Source organism: Leptospira barantonii (assembly GCF_002811925.1).
Classification (GTDB): domain Bacteria; phylum Spirochaetota; class Leptospiria; order Leptospirales; family Leptospiraceae; genus Leptospira; species Leptospira barantonii.
The window spans coordinates 1-20,517 of sequence record NZ_NPDS01000003.1; the positions used below are offsets into that span (position 1 = coordinate 1).

The window sequence follows — 20,517 nt, forward strand, 5'->3', positions numbered from 1 at the left end:
TGCGCAATATCAACTCAATCAAAATTGTCTTTGCTAATCTTTACATTTTTGTGTTCTCAAGAGCACCTCTACTCTTAAGAACCTCTCTATCGCAGTATATATGTTGTTAAAGAACTATCGCGTTTCCCGAAGACAAAACAAAAAAGGAGAATGGAAACCATTCGCCCTTTTGACTTTACTCCAGTTGTTCGCTGAAAACTTCACCCGGATGGGTAAAGCGTCGTAAAAACCAATCTATAAAATCGAACGGACCCGGCAAGCAATTATTGTAAAAATTATTCCGAATTCCGAGTGAAATCGAAGAAATTTTTTCGAAAATTCCCCCGAAAATCGGTTTTGAAAAAGCGGCTCCACGCCTCTCCTCGGGTCAATTTCTTGCATGGGATCGCATTTTTTAATAGACTATTTGGTCTATTAAAATGAATTCATATTTTTGAATATATTAAAATTAGAATAAACTCAGCTCGAGGCAATCCGTCAATCAGCCGTAGTCATCTTCACCAAAGAATCGGATCCTTATACATTCTTTCGCGTTGAATCGGATCAAAGAACACGGTAAGATGATTTGTGAATAACTTACATCGATTCTCTTCTAAGATGCGAGTGACGCCGATAAAGATTCGTTTTCCATTCTCCAGAATTAACTCGAGATCCTGAGGATAATCGTTTCGAGAGTAAGAATGAAACAACACACGATGACTGTCTTCGATGTATCTCCAATGAAGCCGAACGTCGACGATCGGGGAAGAATCGATTTGTTTTCTCCAAAGATCGCGGGCTTCGTGAAGTTGTTCCTCGTCGTCCTTTGGAAAAACGGCCACGACGGTTTTTACGGAAATGCCAAAACCCCATCGAAGGGAGAATTCATCCTCGAAGCCGAAACGATGAATCCTCTGATCCGATGTGAAAAGATAAACCGATCTGGAAACACTATGAGCACTTTCGAATATTTCAAAAGTTCCGTAATACTGCACGTTCTCGATCTTTTGTCCGATCAATTCCCTGCATCTTTGTTCCAAAGCGAGTTCGCTTTTCATTCTTCGTCGTCTTTATCCTTGGTTTCGAGAATTCTCTTCAAATCGTAAACGGTTTCCGAATATAAAATCGGATTCACTTTTTGTAATGAATGCAATCTGAAATCCTCTTCTCCCCTCGGTTCGTCGTAGACGTAACTTCCCGTTTTGATCGATCCGGAATTTACGAAGAAGAATTCTTTAATCGTGACTTTTTCGTCGTAGTCGTAGCTACTTACGTTCATCCCTTCGAGTTTTACGAAAACCTCGATTTCTTCGCCCGGAAATACCTTTTTATACGAGGAAACCTCGCCCGCGTCCACGACCGAACCCCTTCTCCATCCGTATTTTTTAGCGCGGTATTTGAACGTACTTCCCGAAATTTCCCCGTCCTCGAATTGGCGGGACATCGTCTTATCCTTATCGCCGTCGGGAACGAGATGGATCGGGCGATTCAACTGAGGAAATGTCGGTTTAACGTCCTTCGTTTTAAATTTTTCGGCCCAATCCTTTTTCTCCACTTCGCTTAACAAATACGGATGAACCAAATAGATCTTCGCTTTTTCGTCGATCGTTACGGGTTTGTCTTCGATTGTAAGAATTTTATCGCCGTCCAAGTGAAACCGATTCGTTTCGACTTTTCCTTTGGAATCGAACGTCCAGACGAAATTCTGTGCACACGCGTTCGCCACGGGATTTTTGAGATAGAATTCCTTCCAATCCGCCACGGACCATTTTCTTTGTACGACCATGGAGTTTTCCAGGTTTCCGGAGAATTGACGAGCGGTTTCCTTTAAAAGAGAATTCTCCTCTTTTTGTTTTTTCTTTTCGGTTTCGTTTTGTTTCGGCGGGGTTTTGACCGGTTTGCCGTCCCCGTTCAGATATACAAAGGAAAGACTCGGTGAGATTTTCACAGTATATTCCGTTTTTGAAATATTCAATTTTTTGCTAAGACCTTTGAATCCGAAATCGGGCAACATTTTATCCTGAAGTTCGTACGGAGTCAGTCCCATTCCGAACGCGATCGATTCGAACGCTTCTTCGGCGGCCTCCCTTACGTTCGGGTATTTCGCTTTAAATTTTTGAGCGATCCAATCCAAAGCGAGGGCCGCGTCGAGAGAACGGATCAAACCCAAACAAGCGCATGCGTTTAGATTGGTTTCCTTGATCGCCAAGGTTTCGATCGTGGACACGATGGAATCGTTTCCTAAAATCCCAAGAACACCGATCGCAAAACGGTTCGGGGCCTTAAAACCTCCGTTCTTTAGGATCAGACCCAAAAGTTTTTCGGAAAATTCTTTGCAGGAATTTTTGTCCACGAGCGCGATCACGTCCCGCAATTCCTTGTCCACAACGATTTCCGAAACCGTTTTTTGTCTATGGAACAAATAACGAACCTCGTCCGCGCTTAAAGGCTTTTTATCCTTCCAGAAAATTTTCGGAAGTTTAGATTCGTCCAACCACTTCGCGATCGGTTTTTCGAGTTTTCCCAATTTCTTTGCGATATCGATCCGAGTTTTCGCTTCCGCAACCGAAATCGAATTCGGTTGATCGTAGATCAGATCCGAAGCCAAGTTTCGAACCGCGTCGTTCTTTTCAGTTTCGATCAAAACCTTCAGACCTTGGATCGATTTTGGAGTATTCAATAAGCTTAATATAAGAGCGCCGGCTTCTCGAACGTGAGATTGTTTTTCTTTTAAAAGTTCGATCGCTTTGGGAACGACCGTTTCTTCCGGCAATCTGCTCAGAGCCATACAAGCGGTTTCGCTTACTTTTTTGAATTCGCTCTTCGCGATTTCCCAACTCTTATCGTAATACTTGTTATAATCCAAGTTGGAAAGAATTTGGAACGCCTGTCTGAAATGACCCGCGATATCGTCGTTTTTGATCGTCATGTCCAAGGCTTCGCCGGCTATGTCGATTGCGGATTGACCGAGATACTTGACTGCGACCGCGGTCACCTTCAAATCCAAAACCTTCGTTTTTTCCACGTATGCGAATACTTCATCCTTGAGTGAGGAACCGAAATTCTTAAGAAGCCATTCTATGAACTCGGGAGTATTGTCCTCGTATCTGCGACCGTTCGTCAAGGACCAAGAGAATCGATACCCTCGATCTATGTTCGAGTTTTTCTTTTCGGAAATATAAACTAACACCGATTTGGCGAACTCGGAAGTTTTTTCAGAATATTTTTTAGGCATCGCCTCGTACAGATCGTACATCAACTCCGCTTTGCAGGAAACACAGTCTATATTCTCGAATCGATCGAGAATGATCGGTTCCAAAAGTTCCGGTTTGATTCGGGTAAGAATTCCGAACGTCTCCAACGGAATGTGTTTTTTACCGTCCGTTCCGTCGTATTCCTTGATCTTCGTGATCTCTTCGAGATGCGGTTCTATTTTTTTGAAATCCTCTCGGACATACAATTCCACGAAGGAAGAAGGTAAACTGTCCTTCAAAAACTGCGGCATCAATTCTTCCCCGTGATCCAAAAGATAACGTCCTATCGAAGTGACTTTTTTGTCTTCGGTGAATACGAAGTCGTCCACGTTATGCGTTCTTTCCGAAAGAATCGCGGCCTCGTCTTGTCCTTGTTGTTTGAGTGCGCTCAAAACGTCCGCAAACAGGGAAGAATCCTCCGGATGCGCCGTAACCTCCCTGCCCAACCATCGATAAAAACTTTCGAAAAATCCCTTTTTATTCTTATCAAACGCCCAAGAACCCTGAGTGATATACGCGAGGATCCGATGATCGACCGCGGACCAATTTCTAAAGGAACTCAACACTTCCGTGATCGGCTGAAAGTAATAAAGATCGTCCTTAACCGTTTGGGGAACCTGGTCGCTTTCTCCTTGCAGATATTTTTGAAGTTCCGCGAATTTTTTGCGCGTATTCTCCTGATACATCTTCCCTTTAACGGCGCGATAAAATTTATCCAGAGAATCCTTGTGCGATTCCAAACTTTGTTTGAGGTCCGCGCCTTCGGAGACGATCGACCTCGTTTCTTTTTTTTCGGGAGAATCGCTCAAAAATTCCCGAATTGCCTCCACCCCTTCCTCCAGAATTTCTTCGGGAACGTTTTTGATCTCGTGACCTTCGAGTTCTAAGCGGGAAAGATTTTCAAGTTTCGTAAATTCCTTCGGAATCGAACGGATCGGACAATAGATCATCTGAAGAACTTCCAGATTCTCCATTTCGAATATACATTCCGGAATATTTTTAAATAAGTTGAAGTTCAGTTCGAGTTCGGTCAGATTTTTCAAGTTAGCCAAACCGGAAGGCAATTCGGAAAGCCCGTTCGAACAAAGATTGAGTTCGTCTAGGTTTTCCAGATTTCCGATCGCATTCGAAATTGTTAATGGGCGTTTTCCTTTTTTGTCTTCTCCTTCTCGGTTGTAGGAGGCCCAGAGAAGCTTTAACGATTTTAAGGAACCGATACAATCCGGAAGCCCTTCGAGTTTTTCGTTGTGTTGAACGTAAAGATTGGTGAGATTTTTTAGATCGCCCAAAGAATCCGGAAGAGTTGAAATCCCGGTGCGTTCTATCGTAAGTCTTGTCAGCGAGGTTAATTCCCCCAGGGAAGAAGGAATCGTTTTCAGATTTTTACTGTCTCGGATTTCAAGGTCGTTCAGATTTTTCAACAAGCCCAAACGATCCGGGATTTCCGATACATTATGAATTTCTAAATCTTCCAAAAACTCCAAGGTGAGAATTTCGTTCATCAAATCCACGGATTGATTTACGTCGATCTTGAGTTTTTCACTCTTTTGTTTTTTTGCGTCCGCAAGAATCTTCAGATCGAAGGGATTTACGTTTTTGATTCCGATCGGAACCTCTTCGTAACCTTCTTTGAGTTTTGCCTTTACGAGAGTTTCCGTTTTTTTCTCGCAGAGTTCTTTGGATGCGAAAGTTTCCTTTTCCGGTTTTTTCGCGTCTCCGTGTTTTTGTCCTTGAAGAATTGCGATCGATTTGAAATCGGAAGCGACCTCGATCGTAAAGAACTTTTCCGATCTTCCTTTTTGATAGATGAAGTTGCGAATCATATTGGGTCCTAAGAATGGATTTGCCCGTTTTGCAAGCAAACATCCGGTTTGAAATCTGATTCTATAACAAGCCTTTTTTGATTTTTACGTCATTTTTAAATGGAAACAAACGAAAAGAATCAACATAGAATATTCAATATTTCTAATAAAATATAAATCGAAAAGGTTTCGGCGAACGGAATCATGAATCCGGTCAAAAACAGAATGTCGTTTTATAAGAAGCGGAAATTCTTAATTGTTCCGACAAACAATCAATGGAAAAAGAGTTGAAACGATAACAAATGAAATATCGAGCCATTCGCAGATCGGGCGATGGGCAAATGCGAGACAAGGGAGAATGGAAAACGAAATGTTTTTTAGTATTATTCTTTGTTTTTTCCGACCAATTCCGCCAAGATCAAACCACAGAATACGATCGCACAACCCGCAATTCGAATCGGCCCCGAAGATTCGCCTAACAAAAAATAAGCGATGATCGAAGAGAATACTGGTTCGAGAGAAAAAATGATTCCTACCCTTGTGGGAGAAACGTGGTGTTGATACTTCGTCTGCAAAAACGTGGTAAGGACCGAAGCCAAAAGCGCGTTATACAAAACACCGGGAATCAATCTCATGCTTGGATTCAACTTCGCTTCTTCGATTCCGGTCCAATGCAAAACGATCACGGAAACCAAGGCAAAAAAACCGGCGACAAAGGATTGATAAAAAACCGAAACGCGGATCGGAACGTTCGAACCCATTCGATCCATCTGAATGATATACAGGGAAAAGAAAAGCGCGCCGCCGAGTGTGATCCAATCCCCGCTCGCAATTTGAAAGGAACCTTCCCTTCCGATTTCGCCCAAAAAGATCAGACTGATCCCGGTAAAAACCACCGCGGCCCCGAGAAGATTTCCTTTGGCGGGCATCCTTCGTTTGAAAAGCGCCTCTAAAAACGGAGTAATGACGACTAACGTTCCGATTAAAAAAGAGGACTTTGTCGCGGTCGTCGTTTTTAATCCCACCGTTTCGCAGGCGAACCCGAGATACAAATACATTCCGAGCAAAAACGCGCCCGGAAACCATACTTTACCTTTTTTGAATTCTTTCCAAGCGAACGGAAGAAAGATCAGACTTGCGATTCCGAAACGAAGACCCAAAAAGATCGACGGAGAAGTATCGCGAAGTCCGAAGATCGTCATGGTAAACGTTCCGCCCCAAATCAAAGTACAAAGTATGAGATAGGCCTCGTTTCCGAATTGTCCGATGCGAAACATAATTATATTCTGTTTTTCTTAAGTATAATCTTGAGAGGTTCCCAATCCCGGTTCGGGCGGGAACGGATTTCCACGGGTTCGAAACCTTCCTTGGAAATTCGGATTTTTGTTTCTTTTCGATCGGGAAACAACTGATAGAAAAATCCGTTGTTCGGATTGGAAGTTCGAACCTCTTCCTGAAAGTATTTCACTCGTTCCACTTCCACTTTCGCTTCGATCGGAATTCCGGATTCGTCCGTGACTTTTAAAAAGATCTTTCTTCCGTCGAGAACTTCGTTTAACAAAATGTTCCAGGTTTCCTTCAAGGAAACGTTGACCTTCTCCACTTCCTTATAAACCGGATTGAGATGAGTCGTTTCGAGAAGATACGCGAGAGTTCCGTGCGCGAAATAAAGATAATCCTGATCGACCCCGTCGATGGGATAAATATTCTTTCTCGCTTCGAATTCCTTTTCGGGATTGAGACTCGCAACCGAAGCCGCGATCTTTCTTCCCAATTCCCCGGCCATATCCGGTTCGGGATTGTTCAAAGAATCGATCGAATACGGAACCAACAGACAATTCGCATATGCATGATAACTAATGGATGCTACGAACCTTTCCCGATTGGCGAGATCGATCATCGCCTTTGTTTCGGGTTCGGAACCCGGGGAAGGCCCTCTGTAAAAATAGTTCGAAGGATTCGGAGAGGAATAACCTCCTCCCGTTTTTCCCCAGAAGAAAGGATAGTTGCGGTTGATATCCACCCCAGGATTGATCTTGTCGTTGACCGGACCGATTCCCGGATAACCGTTCTTTCTACCCATCAGATTGGAAACGTGCCAAAAATGTCTGGCCCCGTCCGGATTCACGATAGGGACGACCCATATCTTCAACTTGTTTAGCATTTCATCATATTCTTTCGGTTTGGAAAGAATGGAATAAACGATATCGTAACAGTGTTCGATCGAGATGACCTCGTTCGCGTGATGCGCGCAGTTGAACAGAACCGAAACTTTTTCCTTATCGGGAACGCTCGTGTTGGTCAGAAGAAGCGCGGGAATCTCCCTTCCCCTCGCCGTTTTACCGATTACTTCCACTCGGGCCTGTTTCGAGAAACGATTCGCGATTCCGAGTAAATAATGAATATTTAATATATTATCCTTATAACCTTTTTTGAGATCCTCGAGACCGGCGAATTGTTCGTTGATCAGATCCTGATAATTACCGGAATAATATTTAAACGGAAGATACTGTTTGACGACCGTGATACCGGGAGAAGGAAAACCGAATCTGTCCACGTCTTCCTTATTCATCACCGAATAATACGAATCCGTTTCCTGATAACTGATGGAATATCTTCCTCCGGTTTTCTCCCTGAACTCTCCGAGACGCCCCGGATCGATCCGAATCAGAAGCATTTTTCTTTGATCGTTCAGGGGAGAATTCGGGATCTTCTTTCGAAAAAATCCGGCGCAGGAAACGAATAAAATCGCGCTCAGAACAACGATTATCGAAAGACGGATTGGAAGAGCGGAATACGATTTCATTCTTTTTAAATGATCGGAACTAGTTTGTCCCGATCGGCGCAAGAATCCAGAGATTTTTTAAAATACTTGCTTTGTCCGTTTCCTTTTTCAGTCTATCCTCATCCTAAATGATTCTTACCAAATCGGGAATCCTTTAGAACAGGAACCCTTTCATGAAATCGAAAATTCGTAACATTCTTCTTTTAACCGCGGTGATAGCGGCGGTTTCTTTGGGATGTATGTGCAGACTTCTCGCCGATTCGGCGGCTTGCGGAGGCAAGGAAATCCCCGGTATGAAATGTATTCCTTCCGGAGAATTCGTTCGAGGAAGCAACACACACGAATCGGATGAAAAACCCGAAGAGAAGGTTTATGTCAGCGACTTCTATATGGACACATACGAAGTCACGAACGAAGAATTCGACAAGTGCAAGAACGCCGGTAAATGTCAGGAATGTTTAAAAACAGGAAAGTGCAATTACATCGGACCACGTTATGGTAAACCGTATTTAGGATCGAAACAACCCGCCGCGGGAATCAGCTGGTACACCGCAAAGGAATTCTGCGAATGGGCGGGCAAACGTCTTCCCACCGAAGCAGAATGGGAAAAGGCCGCGAGAGGAACCAACGGAAATTTATATCCTTGGGGAAACGAACCCGCGACCTGCGAAAGAGCGATCATCGAAGTCGGAGACATCAAAGGATGTGTGGCCAAAAAAACGGAGAAACCTCATCTGATGCCGACCGCAAACGTCGGAACCAGAGCGCCCGGAGTGTACGGCTTGTATGATATGGCCGGAAATTCCTGGGAATGGACCGCCGATTGGTATTCCACTTCCTTCAAAACTTGCGGAGATTCTTGTAGAGGAAAAGATCCGAAAGGACCTTGTGACGGAAAAGATGTCTGTCCGGGCCATACGAAAAAGGTTTTAAAAAGCGGTTCCTGGTGGTGGCCCGCAAGTTATGCGAGAGGTTCCAAAAGAAGATCCCATATCCCAGAAAATTTTCCGGAATACCATCACTTCGGATTCCGTTGTGCAAAGGATGCAAACAAATAACATGTTCAACAATTCTAAATTAGGAATTTATTTTATTCTTACGTTTCTCGTTCTCGGACTTTCGTTCTGCTCTGGCTCTGAAAAGATCAAAGAAAGCCAAAGCCGCTCCGCGTTAAGCGAAGAGGATCTCGTTTCCAAACTCGGAATTCTCAAGGAAACCCCGCAAGAAGTCCTCATTCCCACCAAATGGGACGTAGGTGATACCACCGTATCCAACGAGGATCGTTTGGATCTTCTCATTCCTCACGTTCAAAACGTAGGAAACGCCTATGTGGGCGTGGGTTCGGAACAAAACCTTACGATCGCGGCTTGGGCGAAATCGGATTTCATTTATCTAATGGACTTCACTCAGATCGTAGTTCACGCAAACACGATCACGATTCTCTTTTTGAAAAAAGGGGAAAAGAAAGAGGACTTCATCCGTCTTTGGGGAAAGGAAGGAGAAAAGGAAGCGCTTGAATTGATTCAAACATCCCTTACCGATCCGGAAGTTTACAAGAAAGTTTACAAACAAGCTTCTCCGTTTATCCGCAAACGCCATAGAACCAATCTGATGCTTTCCAAAAAATACAATTACGGAATGTTTCAAACCGACGACGCGCAATACGCTTATATCCGCAAACTTGCTGTCGAGGGAAGAATTTTCCCGGTTCGAGGAAACCTACTCGGAAACACAACGTTAACCGGAATCGGAAACACTTTGAAAAAAGCCGGTCACAAAGTGGGAATTATCTACTTCAGCAACGCGGAAGAATACTTCGCGTATCCGCAAGAATTTAAGAATTCGATTTTGAATCTTCCGGTCGACGACAAGTCTCTTGTTGTAAGAACGATTTCCGTTCGCAGAGATCTTTTTCCTTGGTCTCCCGGTTCCGAAATTTCTACGGACAGAGGTTTTCACTATTGTGTTCAAAAAATTTCCAATTTCCAAAAATGGTTGGCGAGCAACAAACCCGGTCTTCGTTCCCTTCAAATCATGGTCGAAGGCGGAACCGTGGATAAGAAAAACGGAATCACCGTCGTAGACAAGGATCCGGTCGTAACTCCGGCGCCTGCGACTACAACGCCGTCCAATCAAACAAAACCGGCTACGACCACTCCGTAAGACCGATCCTATACAATCAAATTTGAATATACAAAAGCGGGCTTCAAGCCCGCTTTTCTTTTTTATAGCTCGCTTGCGAATTCTTAAAAAATACTTTACACTTCTCCGATGGCCGATTCACTCTGAATCGAATTTTGTATCATGAAGAATTCCGTAAAAGAAACGATCCTTTTACTCATTTCTCTTTCTATTTTCCTGATCTCGTTAAACAACAATCCGGAAATCGCCCGTCTCGCATTCAACGCGGACAATTTGTATCCCGCCATTTTGTATCAGGATTTAATCACGGACGGAAATCCGCTCTACGGTTGGAGCCTAACTCCTTCTCCGTTCGTTGTTCCGGACGTCGCGGTTTATTTTTTGATCCACGCCATAGTCCAAAATTCCCTTCTCAGCGTTTACGTTTCGTATGCCTTTCAGGCCTTGTTTTTGTTGTTTGCGGTTTCGTTTTTCCTAAACGCGGACCGAAAAACAAAGTCCGAAAAAGAGGACACAAATAGAATTATACTTTTTGTATATTCTATTTTTTTAATTTTATTCTCGGTATCTTCTTATTTTTTTCCCGTTTTGGGATTTGCCGCGCACGGAGGCGCGCTTTCGTTTTCTCTTCTTTGTTTCGGGACATGGAAACGTTTGTCGATTTTATCCGCAGAAGTTGGGGAGAATGGAAATTCAAATCCCAGCGGCGTTTTCGCAAAATCCCAATTCGTAAATTTTACGTTTTTGAAGCTCCTTTCAAACCCTAAGAAGAGAAACATTTTTTTTCTTTGGTTTCTGTTCGGAACAGCGCAGATTCTTTTGATCGTTTCCGATCCTTTGTTTCTTTTGTTCTTTAACGCGCCCTTCTTTCTTTTTTGTCTGGGAAAACTCAGAACAAATTTTAATCGATCCATGATTCAAGGTCTTGTCGTTTCCACTTTCTGCGCCCTACTCGGTTTGTATTTTTATCGAACCCTAACCAAATCCGATTTTGTTTTTATTCCAACCGGATACTATAGTGGAACTCCCTCTTGGAATTGGATTCAACCGATTCTCGTTACGCTTCGAACCCAACTTGCATCCTCCCCGTTTTCGTTTTTGTTTATATGGATCTCCTATCCGATCTTGACGTTCATGAAATTTTTTTTTGAAAAAAGAATGAAAGGCTCGAACGGAACTTCTTCCGATTCTTACGATCGATTTTCATTTTTGATCCTAAGCGTTTTTGTTTCCACGTTCGGGATCGTGGTAATCGGCAGTCTGAGCGGGATTTCCCAAAAAGACGGAATTCATCTTCGATATCTGTTGCCTCTTTTATTTTTTTGGATTCCAATTCTCGCAGATATTCTTTTCGGTTTAATGATGAATTATAAAAAAGGAATATTCATTTTTTGCAATATATTCTTTTTTATTTCTCTTTTGTTCATCTTGTTTCAAGGAAACTTAAACCCGACTTTCTACCGGGACGTTTTGGCCGCTTGTTTGGATCGGATTTCGGAAGAACCCGGAAACATTCGTCTCGGAAGAGGACTTGCGGACTTTTGGACTTCCAGAAGAATCCGTATTTTTTCCGAAACGAATCTGCGCGCGGACAACTATATGCCGGATTTACATCCGGAATATTGGGAGAATTCTTGGAGTTGGTTTACGAAAACTCCCGAACAGGAATACAACTTCGCGGTTCTTCCGGGATTGGATTTGAATATTCTAAAATATGAATTTGGTGAGCCCGCATTCGTTTCTTCTTGTGAAAATCATAAAATTCTAATCTGGAATGAGACATCACAGGAACGATTTAAAAATTTTCGAAAAAAGAAAATCGAAGAGATCGAACTTTGGCACAAACTTACGGGAAGAAGATATTCTTCACCTGAGCGACGTTAGTCTACCGCGCTTCGACTTTTTGACATAAGACTTCCATTCCATCTCGATTCCCCGTCGACGAAATCGGATCTAAAAATTCAAAACCGCATTCTTCTTTTTTTTTATTTTTAAAATCGAAAGAAGGGAACAAAGAACAAAATAAACATCCGTTTTCGGTAATTTTATTATTTACAATATTCAAGGAATCTAAGAAACCTTGAACCCCGAGAAATAGGAGAGTACATGGCAAATTACGTTGTTCGCGGCGGCGAACAGGAACTTCCCCCGCCTTATCAGATGAAGCAGGTGGAATTTTATTCTTTTTGCATAGAAGGAAACCGGAATGCGATTCAATCGATCGTAGATCGCGACTTAAACGGACCCGCAAACGGAAGCGCGCATTACTCTGCGTTCACCGATAAGTTATTTCTCGTATTCGCCAAACAACAATATCTCGTTCCCGGCAACGAATGCGGTTGGGTGGAGGAAACCGACGTGGGTTTTTGGATTCCTCTTTTTGCAAAAGACCCGCTTCGAATCCGTTTTTATCAGCCCTATCTTTTTGTGGACATTCCCACCGCGATGGCGACCGGAAGAGAAATATACGGTTTTCATAAAATTCAAGGCGATTTTCAAATGCCTTCTCTTCAAGTTCCTCCCGAATACTTTTCCGTGGATGCGATCACTCCTCGCGGCAAGGATCGTCAGGCGATTTCTCAACGAATGTTCACTCTTACTTGTCCACCCGGAGGTTCTCAAAAGAAAGAATCCTTTGATAATTTTTCCGCGATCGGAAACAAGTTTGCGGAGATTCTTTTTGGTGATCCTTCCAAGATTACGATTCCCGGCATGGGTCTTGTAGTCAATCTTCTCGACTTCTTATTTTCTCCCGAACTCGGAATGGTGTTTCTAAAACAATTCAGAGACGCGGCAAATCCGACTCAGGCTTGTTATCAAGCGATCGTGGAAGCGAGTAGCAACGTGACTCATTTTCGCAAGGGTGGTCTTCTCGAAGGGAATTACGTTTTGGATCTTTTGGACAATCCGTATTTCCCTTTTGTTTCCGATTTCGGCTTAAAAGGAACCTCGGTTCCGGTTCAGTTCGGAATTTGGTGTGATTTCGATTTCGACTTCTCACCCGGAAAGATCATCCATCAAAACACATGATAGTTTTAGAATATAAAAAGAATCGAAAGCGTTTTGCGCGTTTTTAAGAGAGTTAGGCGGGATTTTTATGGCGGATAAAAAGGAAAAGGTAGTCGTCCTCGGGGGCGGCTTGAGTTCTCTCGTTACGGTTTACGAAATCACATCCCAACCGGATTGGCAGAAAAAATACGATATAACGGTTTATCAATTGGGTTGGAGACTCGGCGGTAAATGTGCGAGCGGAAGAAACCAGGAAGTCCACAACAGAATCGAGGAACACGGTCTTCATATCTGGTTCGGCTTTTACGATCACGCCTTTCAACTCATTAAAAAGTGTTATGAGGAAATCGGAAGACCTCTCACTCATCCTTTGGCGACTTGGGAAGAAGCGTTTAAACCCGCGAACTTTTTCGTATTGGAGGAAAACGTAAAAGGAAATTATCAACCTTGGCCGATCTCGTTTCCGATGAACGATAAGATTCCGGGAGATACGTTGGAACTTCCCGATCCGAAAACGTATCCGTCGATGATTCTCGACTACGTGAACGAATACTATAAAAAGAATCAGAAATATATTTTTCCCGAAAACGAACATCAAAACGAAAACAATCAAAGCATCTGGAAGCAAATCGTGGAATGGGTTGAGGACACCGTGGAAGACATCGGTCTGGATCTGGTGGGCAAATGCATTCTCACGTTAAAAAGAATTTTGGACAAACTGAGCGGCGACTTTCCTCACGATCGATTTTTGAAAATCGCGGATGAGTTCGCAAAACATCTCTGGAAATTAGTCGAGAACAAGATCGAATCCAATACCGAAGCGAGAAGGTTTTGGATTCTCATCGACTTCAGTCTTGCCAACATCAAAGGTATGATCGAAGACAAGGTTTTCGAAAAAGGTTTCGAGAGTATCGACGACTACGACTATAGAGAATGGTTGAGACGTCACGGTGCGAGCGAACTTACGATCAATTCCGCGATCGTTCAAGCGATCTACGGCCTTGTGTTCGGCGGCGTAGACCAATATACGTTTGCGGCCGGTACTGCTCTTAAGGGTGCGCTTCGAATGGTATTCACATACAAGGGTGCAGTCGCTTATAGAATGCAGGCGGGTATGGGAGACACCATTCTCACTCCGATCTATGAGATCCTGAAAAAACGGGGAGTGAACATAAAATTCTTTCATAGAGTGAGGGAAGTGATTCCCGGAACCTCGGACGGAAAACCGTGTATTCAGTCCATCAAAATCGGAAAACAGGTGAACTTAAAGAAAGATGAATATTCTCCCCTGATCGACGTGAAGGGTCTCGGTTGTTGGCCGAGCGAACCTCTCTACGATCAGATTGTGGAAGGAGAAACATTAAAAAAAGATCATATAGATCTCGAGAACTATTGGTCCGATTGGAAGGATCGGGAAGAAGTCCATCTCGAATACGGAAAGGATTTCGATCGGGTCGTGTTCGGAATTTCAATAGGCGGGATTCCGTTCGTATGTCCTCAAATCCTAAAAGAAAACAAACAATGGAAGGACATGACCGAAGCGATCACAACGTGTTTGACGGACGCATTCCAACTTTGGATGTATCCCGATATCGCCGGTCTCGGATGGAAGTATTGGAAGAACGAACCTCCGATTCTCGGATCGTATGTGGAACCTTTCGATACTTGGTGCGACATGACCCATCTCATCGCAAGAGAATCCTGGCCGGACGATCTTTGGCCGAATCATCTCGCGTATTTCTGCGGACCTTCTCCTTCGGGAATCACACCGAAGAATCCTTTAGCCAACCCTGACATCCCGGCAGAGATGAAAAAGTTGAAGGAAAGAGTTGTGAAATTTCTTGACCAAGATGCGAAAGGACTTTGGCCCGCGACGACTCCGAACGGTAAGTCGACCGGATTCAACTGGAATTTATTGATCGATCAGAACAAGACCGCGCTCGGAGAAAGAAGAATCGATTCGCAATATGTCCGTTTAAACATTCAACCCACGGAAAGATATGTCTTATCGGTGAAAGGTTCAACAAAATATAGGCTTCCCGCGGGCGCTAACGGATATTCCAATCTTGTAATAACCGGAGATTGGATTCAAAATTCGGTGTTAAACGCCGGTTGTGTAGAAAGTACCGTCGTAAGCGGCATCGAGGCGGCCCAATGTTTTCTCTGAATTTCCGAAAGGGATTTTTTTCTTTTTGATTTTAATCCTAGGGAGAATATCACAGTTCTTCCAGGATGGAACTCCCCGGCTTTGAAACGTTTGAATCCTTCTCCGTAGATCATCAGTTTCTGATATACAGATCACTGGATCAAAGATCGGGGAAGCACGTTCTTCTCAAACTTCTTCGTCAAAAAAACCCTTCACGCAAAGACATTCAGAAGATCCATCACGACTTTAGAATTTCTAGTTTTGCTAAAGGACCTCGAATCCAGAATTCTCTGGAATTAATTCGTCACGAGGACACGCCCGTTCTCGTCATCGAGGACAGCGGCGCTCTTCCTCTCGCGAGAATGTTCCCAAATGGTGTTAATTCTGTTGAGAAATTTTTTGAGATTGCCATGAGTATCTCTCTCGCGCTCAAAGAGGTTCACGAAAAAAGAATTCTCCACCAAGCGCTTCGTCCCGGAAACATCTGGATCCAACCGGAAACCGGTGTCGCTAGTATTACGGATTTCTCATCCGCCACTTTTTCGGGCAAGGACACGTCACCCTCCATTACCCCGGATCTTTCCGCGGAAATTCTTTCCTACATTCCTCCCGAATTGACGGGAAGACTTTCCCGTGTATTGGATCTTCGTACGGATTTTTATTCCTTGGGAATCATCTTCTATCAGATGATTACGGGAACACTTCCCTTTTCTTCGAAAGATAGAAACGAAATTTTACACGCACATCTCGCGAGAAAACCGGCCCCGGTTCATACGATTCGGGAAGAATTGCCGGTTTCCATTTCGCTCGTCATCGCGAAATTACTCGAAAAAGATCCGGAACAACGTTATGCGTCCATCAACGGTTTGATATACGACTTGGAACTTTGTCTCGGAGATTTTCAAAACGGAGACGGAAATTCTATATTTGTTCCGGGCTCAAGGGATATTCCCGAACTCACATTCGATCCGTCCGCGCTCTACGGAAGGGACCGAGAAAAATCGGTTCTTGAATCCTCTTTGGATAAGGTTTTTCGCGGAGAAACCGGTTTGGTTTTTATCACCGGAGATTCCGGTTCCGGAAAATCCGCGCTCGCCAAATCGTTCTTAAAGAGTATTTCGGAACGAGGCGGGATCGTCGTTCAGGGAAAGTTCGATCAGTATGAAACCTCGGTTCCGTTCGGCGGGCTTATCCATTCTCTTCGGGACTTGGTTTCCATCTTTCTTTCCAAACAGGAAAAGGATATCCGAGAATTCAAAAGGTTGATCCTGCAATACACCGGAGCCAACGGAAGAATTCTTTTGAATCAGATTCCGGAGTTGGAATTCATCATCGGTCCTCAACCCGAACTTGCGGAACTTCCGCCCGACGAAAATCGAAACCGTTTTTACTTCACTCTTCGCAACTTTATCCGCGCGATCTCAGAACTCAGCCGTCCTCTCGTTCTTTATATGGACGACTTACAATGGGCCGATCCGGCGAGTTTAAAACTGATCGAAACGTTTTTGATATATTCAAAAATTAAGAATTTCTTATGTATTCTTTCCTTTAGACCCGAGGCGATAGAACCTTTGAGTCCGTTCTCCAAAATTCTGGAATCCATCGAAAGCAACAAGGTTCCGAGAAGTCAGATCACGATCGAACCGCTCGATGAGGAAAGTATCTATAGAATGCTTCAGGATTTGGCGCCGGGACCTCAGGAACAGATCCAGTCGGTCGCGTCCATTCTCCATAAAAAAACTTTGGGCAACCCTTTTGCGGTGGTTCAACTCCTGAGAGCCTCCGAAAAAACGAACTCAATTTCGTACGAATTCGAATTCAAACTCTGGAAATGGGATCTGGAAAAAGTTTCGGAGCTTCCGGTTGCGGATAACGTGATCGATCTTTTGTGTCAGAGAATCCGTGAACTTTCACCGGGCGTTCAGGAACTTCTCGGAGTTTGTTCCTGTCTCGGAGAAAGATTCACTTCGGGATTCATTTCTAAATTACGTTTTTTTGATACTGCAAAACTCAATCAGATTCTCTGGGAAGCGGTGCGAGAAGGCCTTTTAACACCGTCGCACAATCAGGATCATTCCCTTTTCGAAGAAAGTGTTTCCTCGGAACAGGCTTTCGGATTTTCACACGACCGGGTTCAACAAGCGGCTTACAGTCTTTTGGAAGAATGGAAGCGCAAGGAATTTCATAAAAAAGTCGGGATCGCTCTTTTGACATTACACGGTCCTCAACCGAAAAACCGAGTTCTGTTTCAAATCACCAATCACTTGAACCAAGCCTTGGATTCGATCGACGAAGACGCACTTCGTAAGAATCTCACCATGCTCAACTATAAGGCGGGGCTTCAGGCGAAAAGTTCGGGTTCTTACGAAAGTTCGCTTCAATATCTGAACTTCGCGTTAAATTCCCTCGATCAGGAAGCTCTTATCAAAGATCTCGAATTATATTCGAACGTAATTTTGGAAACCGCGGAAACCGAATATCTTCTGAACAATTACGAAAGAACGATGCAACTTTTGGAATCATTAGAAAATTTGAATCTTCCCGATCTGCAATACATTCGTGCGGACGCGATCCAGGTTCGACTCTATTCCAAAATGAACAAGGTGGAAAGCGCGGTGTTGGCCGGACTACGCGCGATGAAACGTTTTAAGATCCGCATTCCATCCTCTCCGCTTCGAGTTACGGCGGTTCTTTTTAAGGAACTTTTTCTTTCTTTGATCTTATCAAAGGGCAAATCGGATTCGGAACTCGTCCATATAAAGGAGAATGGGGAACCGGAATACCAGGCCTTGATCGATCTGTTTGCCGATCTCGGACCTTCCGCGTTCACTTACAATCAGAATCTTTTCGCGCTCATCGTATTAAAAATGTTTAATACTTCCCTAACCAAGGGAGTTTCCAGAAGTAGTCCGATCGCTTACAGCGGTTACGGAATGATCGTAAATCAGGCCCTCAAGGATTTGGATCAGGCGGTTCGTTATTCTAAACTCGCCATGGATCTCAACGAAAAGATCCCGTTCGATCTTGTTAAGTGGAAGATCCAATACGTCTACGCCGCGTATCTCTGTCACTGGAAACGATTGATTACGCTCGACATAGGATTGTTGGACGACGTTCACAACGGGGCGTTGCAGAACGGAGATATTTTTTACGCGGGATTCAGCATACAGGCGAAGATGCAGAAAAAAATCTTCGCTTCGTATCCGATCGACGAATTATTAACCGACATCGACAACGCCGGTAGATATTTCACCGCGACAAGGGACGACTTCGCTTCCACGATCGCTAAAAGTTCTCATCAGTTCATCAAAGCCCTCTCCGGAAAAACTTCCGCTCCTGATTCTTTGAACGACGCCGAGTTTCAAACCGAAGAATTCGAAAAAAGAATTTTGGAAGATAAGAATTATACCGCACTTTCGTATTATTATCACGACTTAACGAAACTCTATTATTTTTCGGGACAATTTCGTAAGGCCCTGGAAGCGGGTAAAGAAGGAGAGAAGTTGATCCAGAATGCGTTCGGTCTGATTCCGTTCGCCGAATTTTGGTTTTATTACGGTCTTACGATCCTTTCCAACTTTCATGAATTCTCGTTTTCGGAAAGAATCGTATATTCAAAAAAACTAAAACTTGTTCTTTCTCATTTCGAAAAATGGAGTAAGGATTGTCCCGAAAACTTCATGGGTTTTCTGGAACTTCTCCAGGCGGAAAAGGAAAGAATCAAAGGAAAAATTTCCGAAACGATCGCGGGTTACGAAAAAGCGATCAAACTTTTTCAGGAATCGGGTTTTATCGCGTTTCAAGCGTTGTCCTGCGAAATAGCCGCGAAGTTTCATTACAAAATCGGAAACTTCTCCCTTGGAAACCACTATATCCAAAACTCAATCGATTTTTATTCGAGATGGGGTGCGTCCGTAAAAGTCGCCGAACTGGAAAATCGTTTTTCTAACCGACTCAATCTTTCGCTTTCCCCCGAGGCGATGGGCAGAAAACTCCAAAACCAAACACCGGATCTCGACCAGGAAATCATATTAAAAACGTATAATCTTCTTTCGGGCGAAATCGTCCTCGACAATCTTCTGAAAAAACTGATCCAGATCGCGATGGAAACAGCCGGAGCGACCAGAGCGATCTACTTCCACTTACATAATAAAAATCTAATGGTCTTTCTCGCGGGTCAAAGCGGGGACACGGGGATCGTAGTGGAAAATCTTCCTGAGCTGGACGAAACACAATATCCGGTTTCTTATCTAAATTACGTTTTTAGAACGGGCAAGATGATCTCGACGAGCGGGTTCGATTCTTCCTCGATCAAGGATTTCACGGATCAATACATCAAAGAAAAAAGACCTCAGTCCGTGATTTGTATTCCTCTGATCCACGCGGGAGGACTGAAGGGAGTTCTCTATCTCGAAAACCAATTGGTCAAGGGAGTGTTCACCGAAAATCGGATTCAAACCTTGGAACTGATCGCGGGTCAAGCCGCCATCTCGATCGAGAACGCGAACCTGTACGCGGAACTCGAAGAGAAGGTAATCGAAAGAACATCCGAACTCAACAACACGATCAATCTGATTCAGAGAGACTTACTCTATGCGCAGAAGATCCAAGATAGAATTCTCCCGAAACCGGAAGCCACGTTAGGCGGCATATACATCTTAACCAAATACATACCGATGAACGAGGTCGGAGGCGATATCTACGACTACGCGGAGATTTCTCCCGGCCGAGTAAGAATCTTTTTAGCGGACGCGACCGGCCACGGCGTTCAAGCCGCGTTAGTCACCATGTTGATCAAATCGGAATACGAAAGTTTAAAGTATCTCGATCTTCCTCCGGGTGAAGTGATCGCGGAACTCAACAAAGAGATCATCGCAAAATACAGCGCAATCAAATCCTTCTTCAGTTGTCTCATCGCGGACGTGGATACCGAAGAAGGAACCCTTTCCTACTCGGCCGCGGGACATCCGGATCAATTTTTTCTTTCCGGAACCACGATTACAAGATTGTCCAAAAGCGGACCGATCATCGGGATTTCGGAAAAGGTAAAGTATCATTCTCAGTTTTTGGAAATCGCAAAAGGGGATAAGTTATTTTTCTTTTCAGACGGAATCGTCGAGGAATTCAATTCATTCGAGGAAGAATTCGGAGAAGACAGACTTTTGGAATCCATACTCAAGGAATCCTCCAAATCCGTACCCGAGATGGTCAAATCGGTTTTTGCGGACGTTCAATCCTTTCTTTCCGGCCAACAAGCGCAAGACGACATCACCTTCCTTTCCGTCGAAATTCTCTAATCGACTTAACAACTTCTTAACTTACTTTTCTTAAGTTTAATCCGGGCGATCTTGACTCAATCCGCAATCCGTGGTTTACTTTGAATGTAAAAAGACGCGCCCG

At 43.9% G+C, this 20,517-nt stretch carries 10 protein-coding genes; 6 read left to right on the top strand and 4 right to left on the bottom strand.

Annotation, left to right across the window (positions count from 1 at the left end; all coding sequences use genetic code 11):
- Positions 1 to 497: 497 nt before the first annotated feature.
- From CH367_RS08645 to CH367_RS08665, 4 genes are all read right to left on the bottom strand, one after another.
- A complete protein-coding gene (locus tag CH367_RS08645) occupies positions 498 to 1,037 on the bottom strand; it encodes a hypothetical protein (RefSeq protein WP_100762116.1) in 540 nt (179 codons plus the stop codon).
- Positions 1,034 to 5,056, bottom strand: coding sequence for a DUF4132 domain-containing protein (locus CH367_RS08650; protein WP_244284524.1), 4,023 nt, complete (start codon positions 5,054 to 5,056; stop codon positions 1,034 to 1,036). The genes CH367_RS08645 and CH367_RS08650 overlap by 4 nt, the downstream gene beginning before the upstream one ends.
- Positions 5,057 to 5,418: 362 nt before the next feature.
- Positions 5,419 to 6,312, bottom strand: coding sequence for a DMT family transporter (locus tag CH367_RS08660; RefSeq protein WP_100762117.1), 894 nt, complete (start codon positions 6,310 to 6,312; stop codon positions 5,419 to 5,421).
- 2 nt (positions 6,313 to 6,314) lie between these two features.
- Positions 6,315 to 7,841 (bottom strand): M14 family zinc carboxypeptidase, encoded by a 1,527-nt coding sequence (locus CH367_RS08665; protein ID WP_100762118.1) that lies wholly within the window; start codon positions 7,839 to 7,841, stop codon positions 6,315 to 6,317.
- 152 nt (positions 7,842 to 7,993) lie between these two features.
- Here CH367_RS08665 and CH367_RS08670 point away from each other — a divergent pair, with 152 nt between their 5' ends.
- The 6 genes from CH367_RS08670 to CH367_RS08700 all read left to right on the top strand — a co-directional run bounded on the left by CH367_RS08670 (position 7,994) and on the right by CH367_RS08700 (position 20,414).
- Positions 7,994 to 8,878, top strand: a complete 885-nt coding sequence (locus tag CH367_RS08670; RefSeq protein WP_100762119.1) for a formylglycine-generating enzyme family protein — start codon at positions 7,994 to 7,996, stop codon at positions 8,876 to 8,878.
- A gap of 1 nt (position 8,879) precedes the next feature.
- A complete protein-coding gene (locus CH367_RS08675) occupies positions 8,880 to 9,983 on the top strand; it encodes an LIC_10091 family lipoprotein (protein ID WP_100762120.1) in 1,104 nt (367 codons plus the stop codon).
- 141 nt (positions 9,984 to 10,124) lie between these two features.
- Complete coding sequence (locus tag CH367_RS08680; protein WP_100762121.1) at positions 10,125 to 11,846, top strand: hypothetical protein; 1,722 nt, start codon at positions 10,125 to 10,127, stop codon at positions 11,844 to 11,846.
- 222 nt (positions 11,847 to 12,068) lie between these two features.
- On the top strand, positions 12,069 to 12,992 hold the full coding sequence (locus CH367_RS08690; protein WP_100762123.1) for a hypothetical protein: 924 nt from the start codon (positions 12,069 to 12,071) through the stop codon (positions 12,990 to 12,992).
- A 67-nt stretch (positions 12,993 to 13,059) separates the two neighbouring features.
- Positions 13,060 to 15,138, top strand: coding sequence for an NAD(P)-binding protein (locus tag CH367_RS08695; RefSeq protein WP_100762124.1), 2,079 nt, complete (start codon positions 13,060 to 13,062; stop codon positions 15,136 to 15,138).
- Between the two features lie 65 nt (positions 15,139 to 15,203).
- A complete protein-coding gene (locus CH367_RS08700; protein ID WP_100762125.1) occupies positions 15,204 to 20,414 on the top strand; it encodes a trifunctional serine/threonine-protein kinase/ATP-binding protein/SpoIIE family protein phosphatase in 5,211 nt (1,736 codons plus the stop codon).
- The last annotated feature ends 103 nt before the right edge of the window (positions 20,415 to 20,517 follow it).

What these genes read in the sequence shown, in the direction of transcription:
- CH367_RS08675 (WP_100762120.1), top strand. Translation starts at nt 8,880, where the DNA reads ATGTTCAACAATTCTAAATTAGGAATTTATTTTATTCTTACGTTTCTC.
- CH367_RS08645 (WP_100762116.1), bottom strand. Translation starts at nt 1,037, where the DNA reads ATGAAAAGCGAACTCGCTTTGGAACAAAGATGCAGGGAATTGATCGGA.
- CH367_RS08690 (WP_100762123.1), top strand. Translation starts at nt 12,069, where the DNA reads ATGGCAAATTACGTTGTTCGCGGCGGCGAACAGGAACTTCCCCCGCCT.
- CH367_RS08695 (WP_100762124.1), top strand. Translation starts at nt 13,060, where the DNA reads ATGGCGGATAAAAAGGAAAAGGTAGTCGTCCTCGGGGGCGGCTTGAGT.
- CH367_RS08665 (WP_100762118.1), bottom strand. Translation starts at nt 7,841, where the DNA reads ATGAAATCGTATTCCGCTCTTCCAATCCGTCTTTCGATAATCGTTGTT.
- CH367_RS08670 (WP_100762119.1), top strand. Translation starts at nt 7,994, where the DNA reads ATGAAATCGAAAATTCGTAACATTCTTCTTTTAACCGCGGTGATAGCG.
- CH367_RS08680 (WP_100762121.1), top strand. Translation starts at nt 10,125, where the DNA reads ATGAAGAATTCCGTAAAAGAAACGATCCTTTTACTCATTTCTCTTTCT.
- CH367_RS08660 (WP_100762117.1), bottom strand. Translation starts at nt 6,312, where the DNA reads ATGTTTCGCATCGGACAATTCGGAAACGAGGCCTATCTCATACTTTGT.
- CH367_RS08650 (WP_244284524.1), bottom strand. Translation starts at nt 5,056, where the DNA reads ATGATTCGCAACTTCATCTATCAAAAAGGAAGATCGGAAAAGTTCTTT.
- CH367_RS08700 (WP_100762125.1), top strand. Translation starts at nt 15,204, where the DNA reads ATGGAACTCCCCGGCTTTGAAACGTTTGAATCCTTCTCCGTAGATCAT.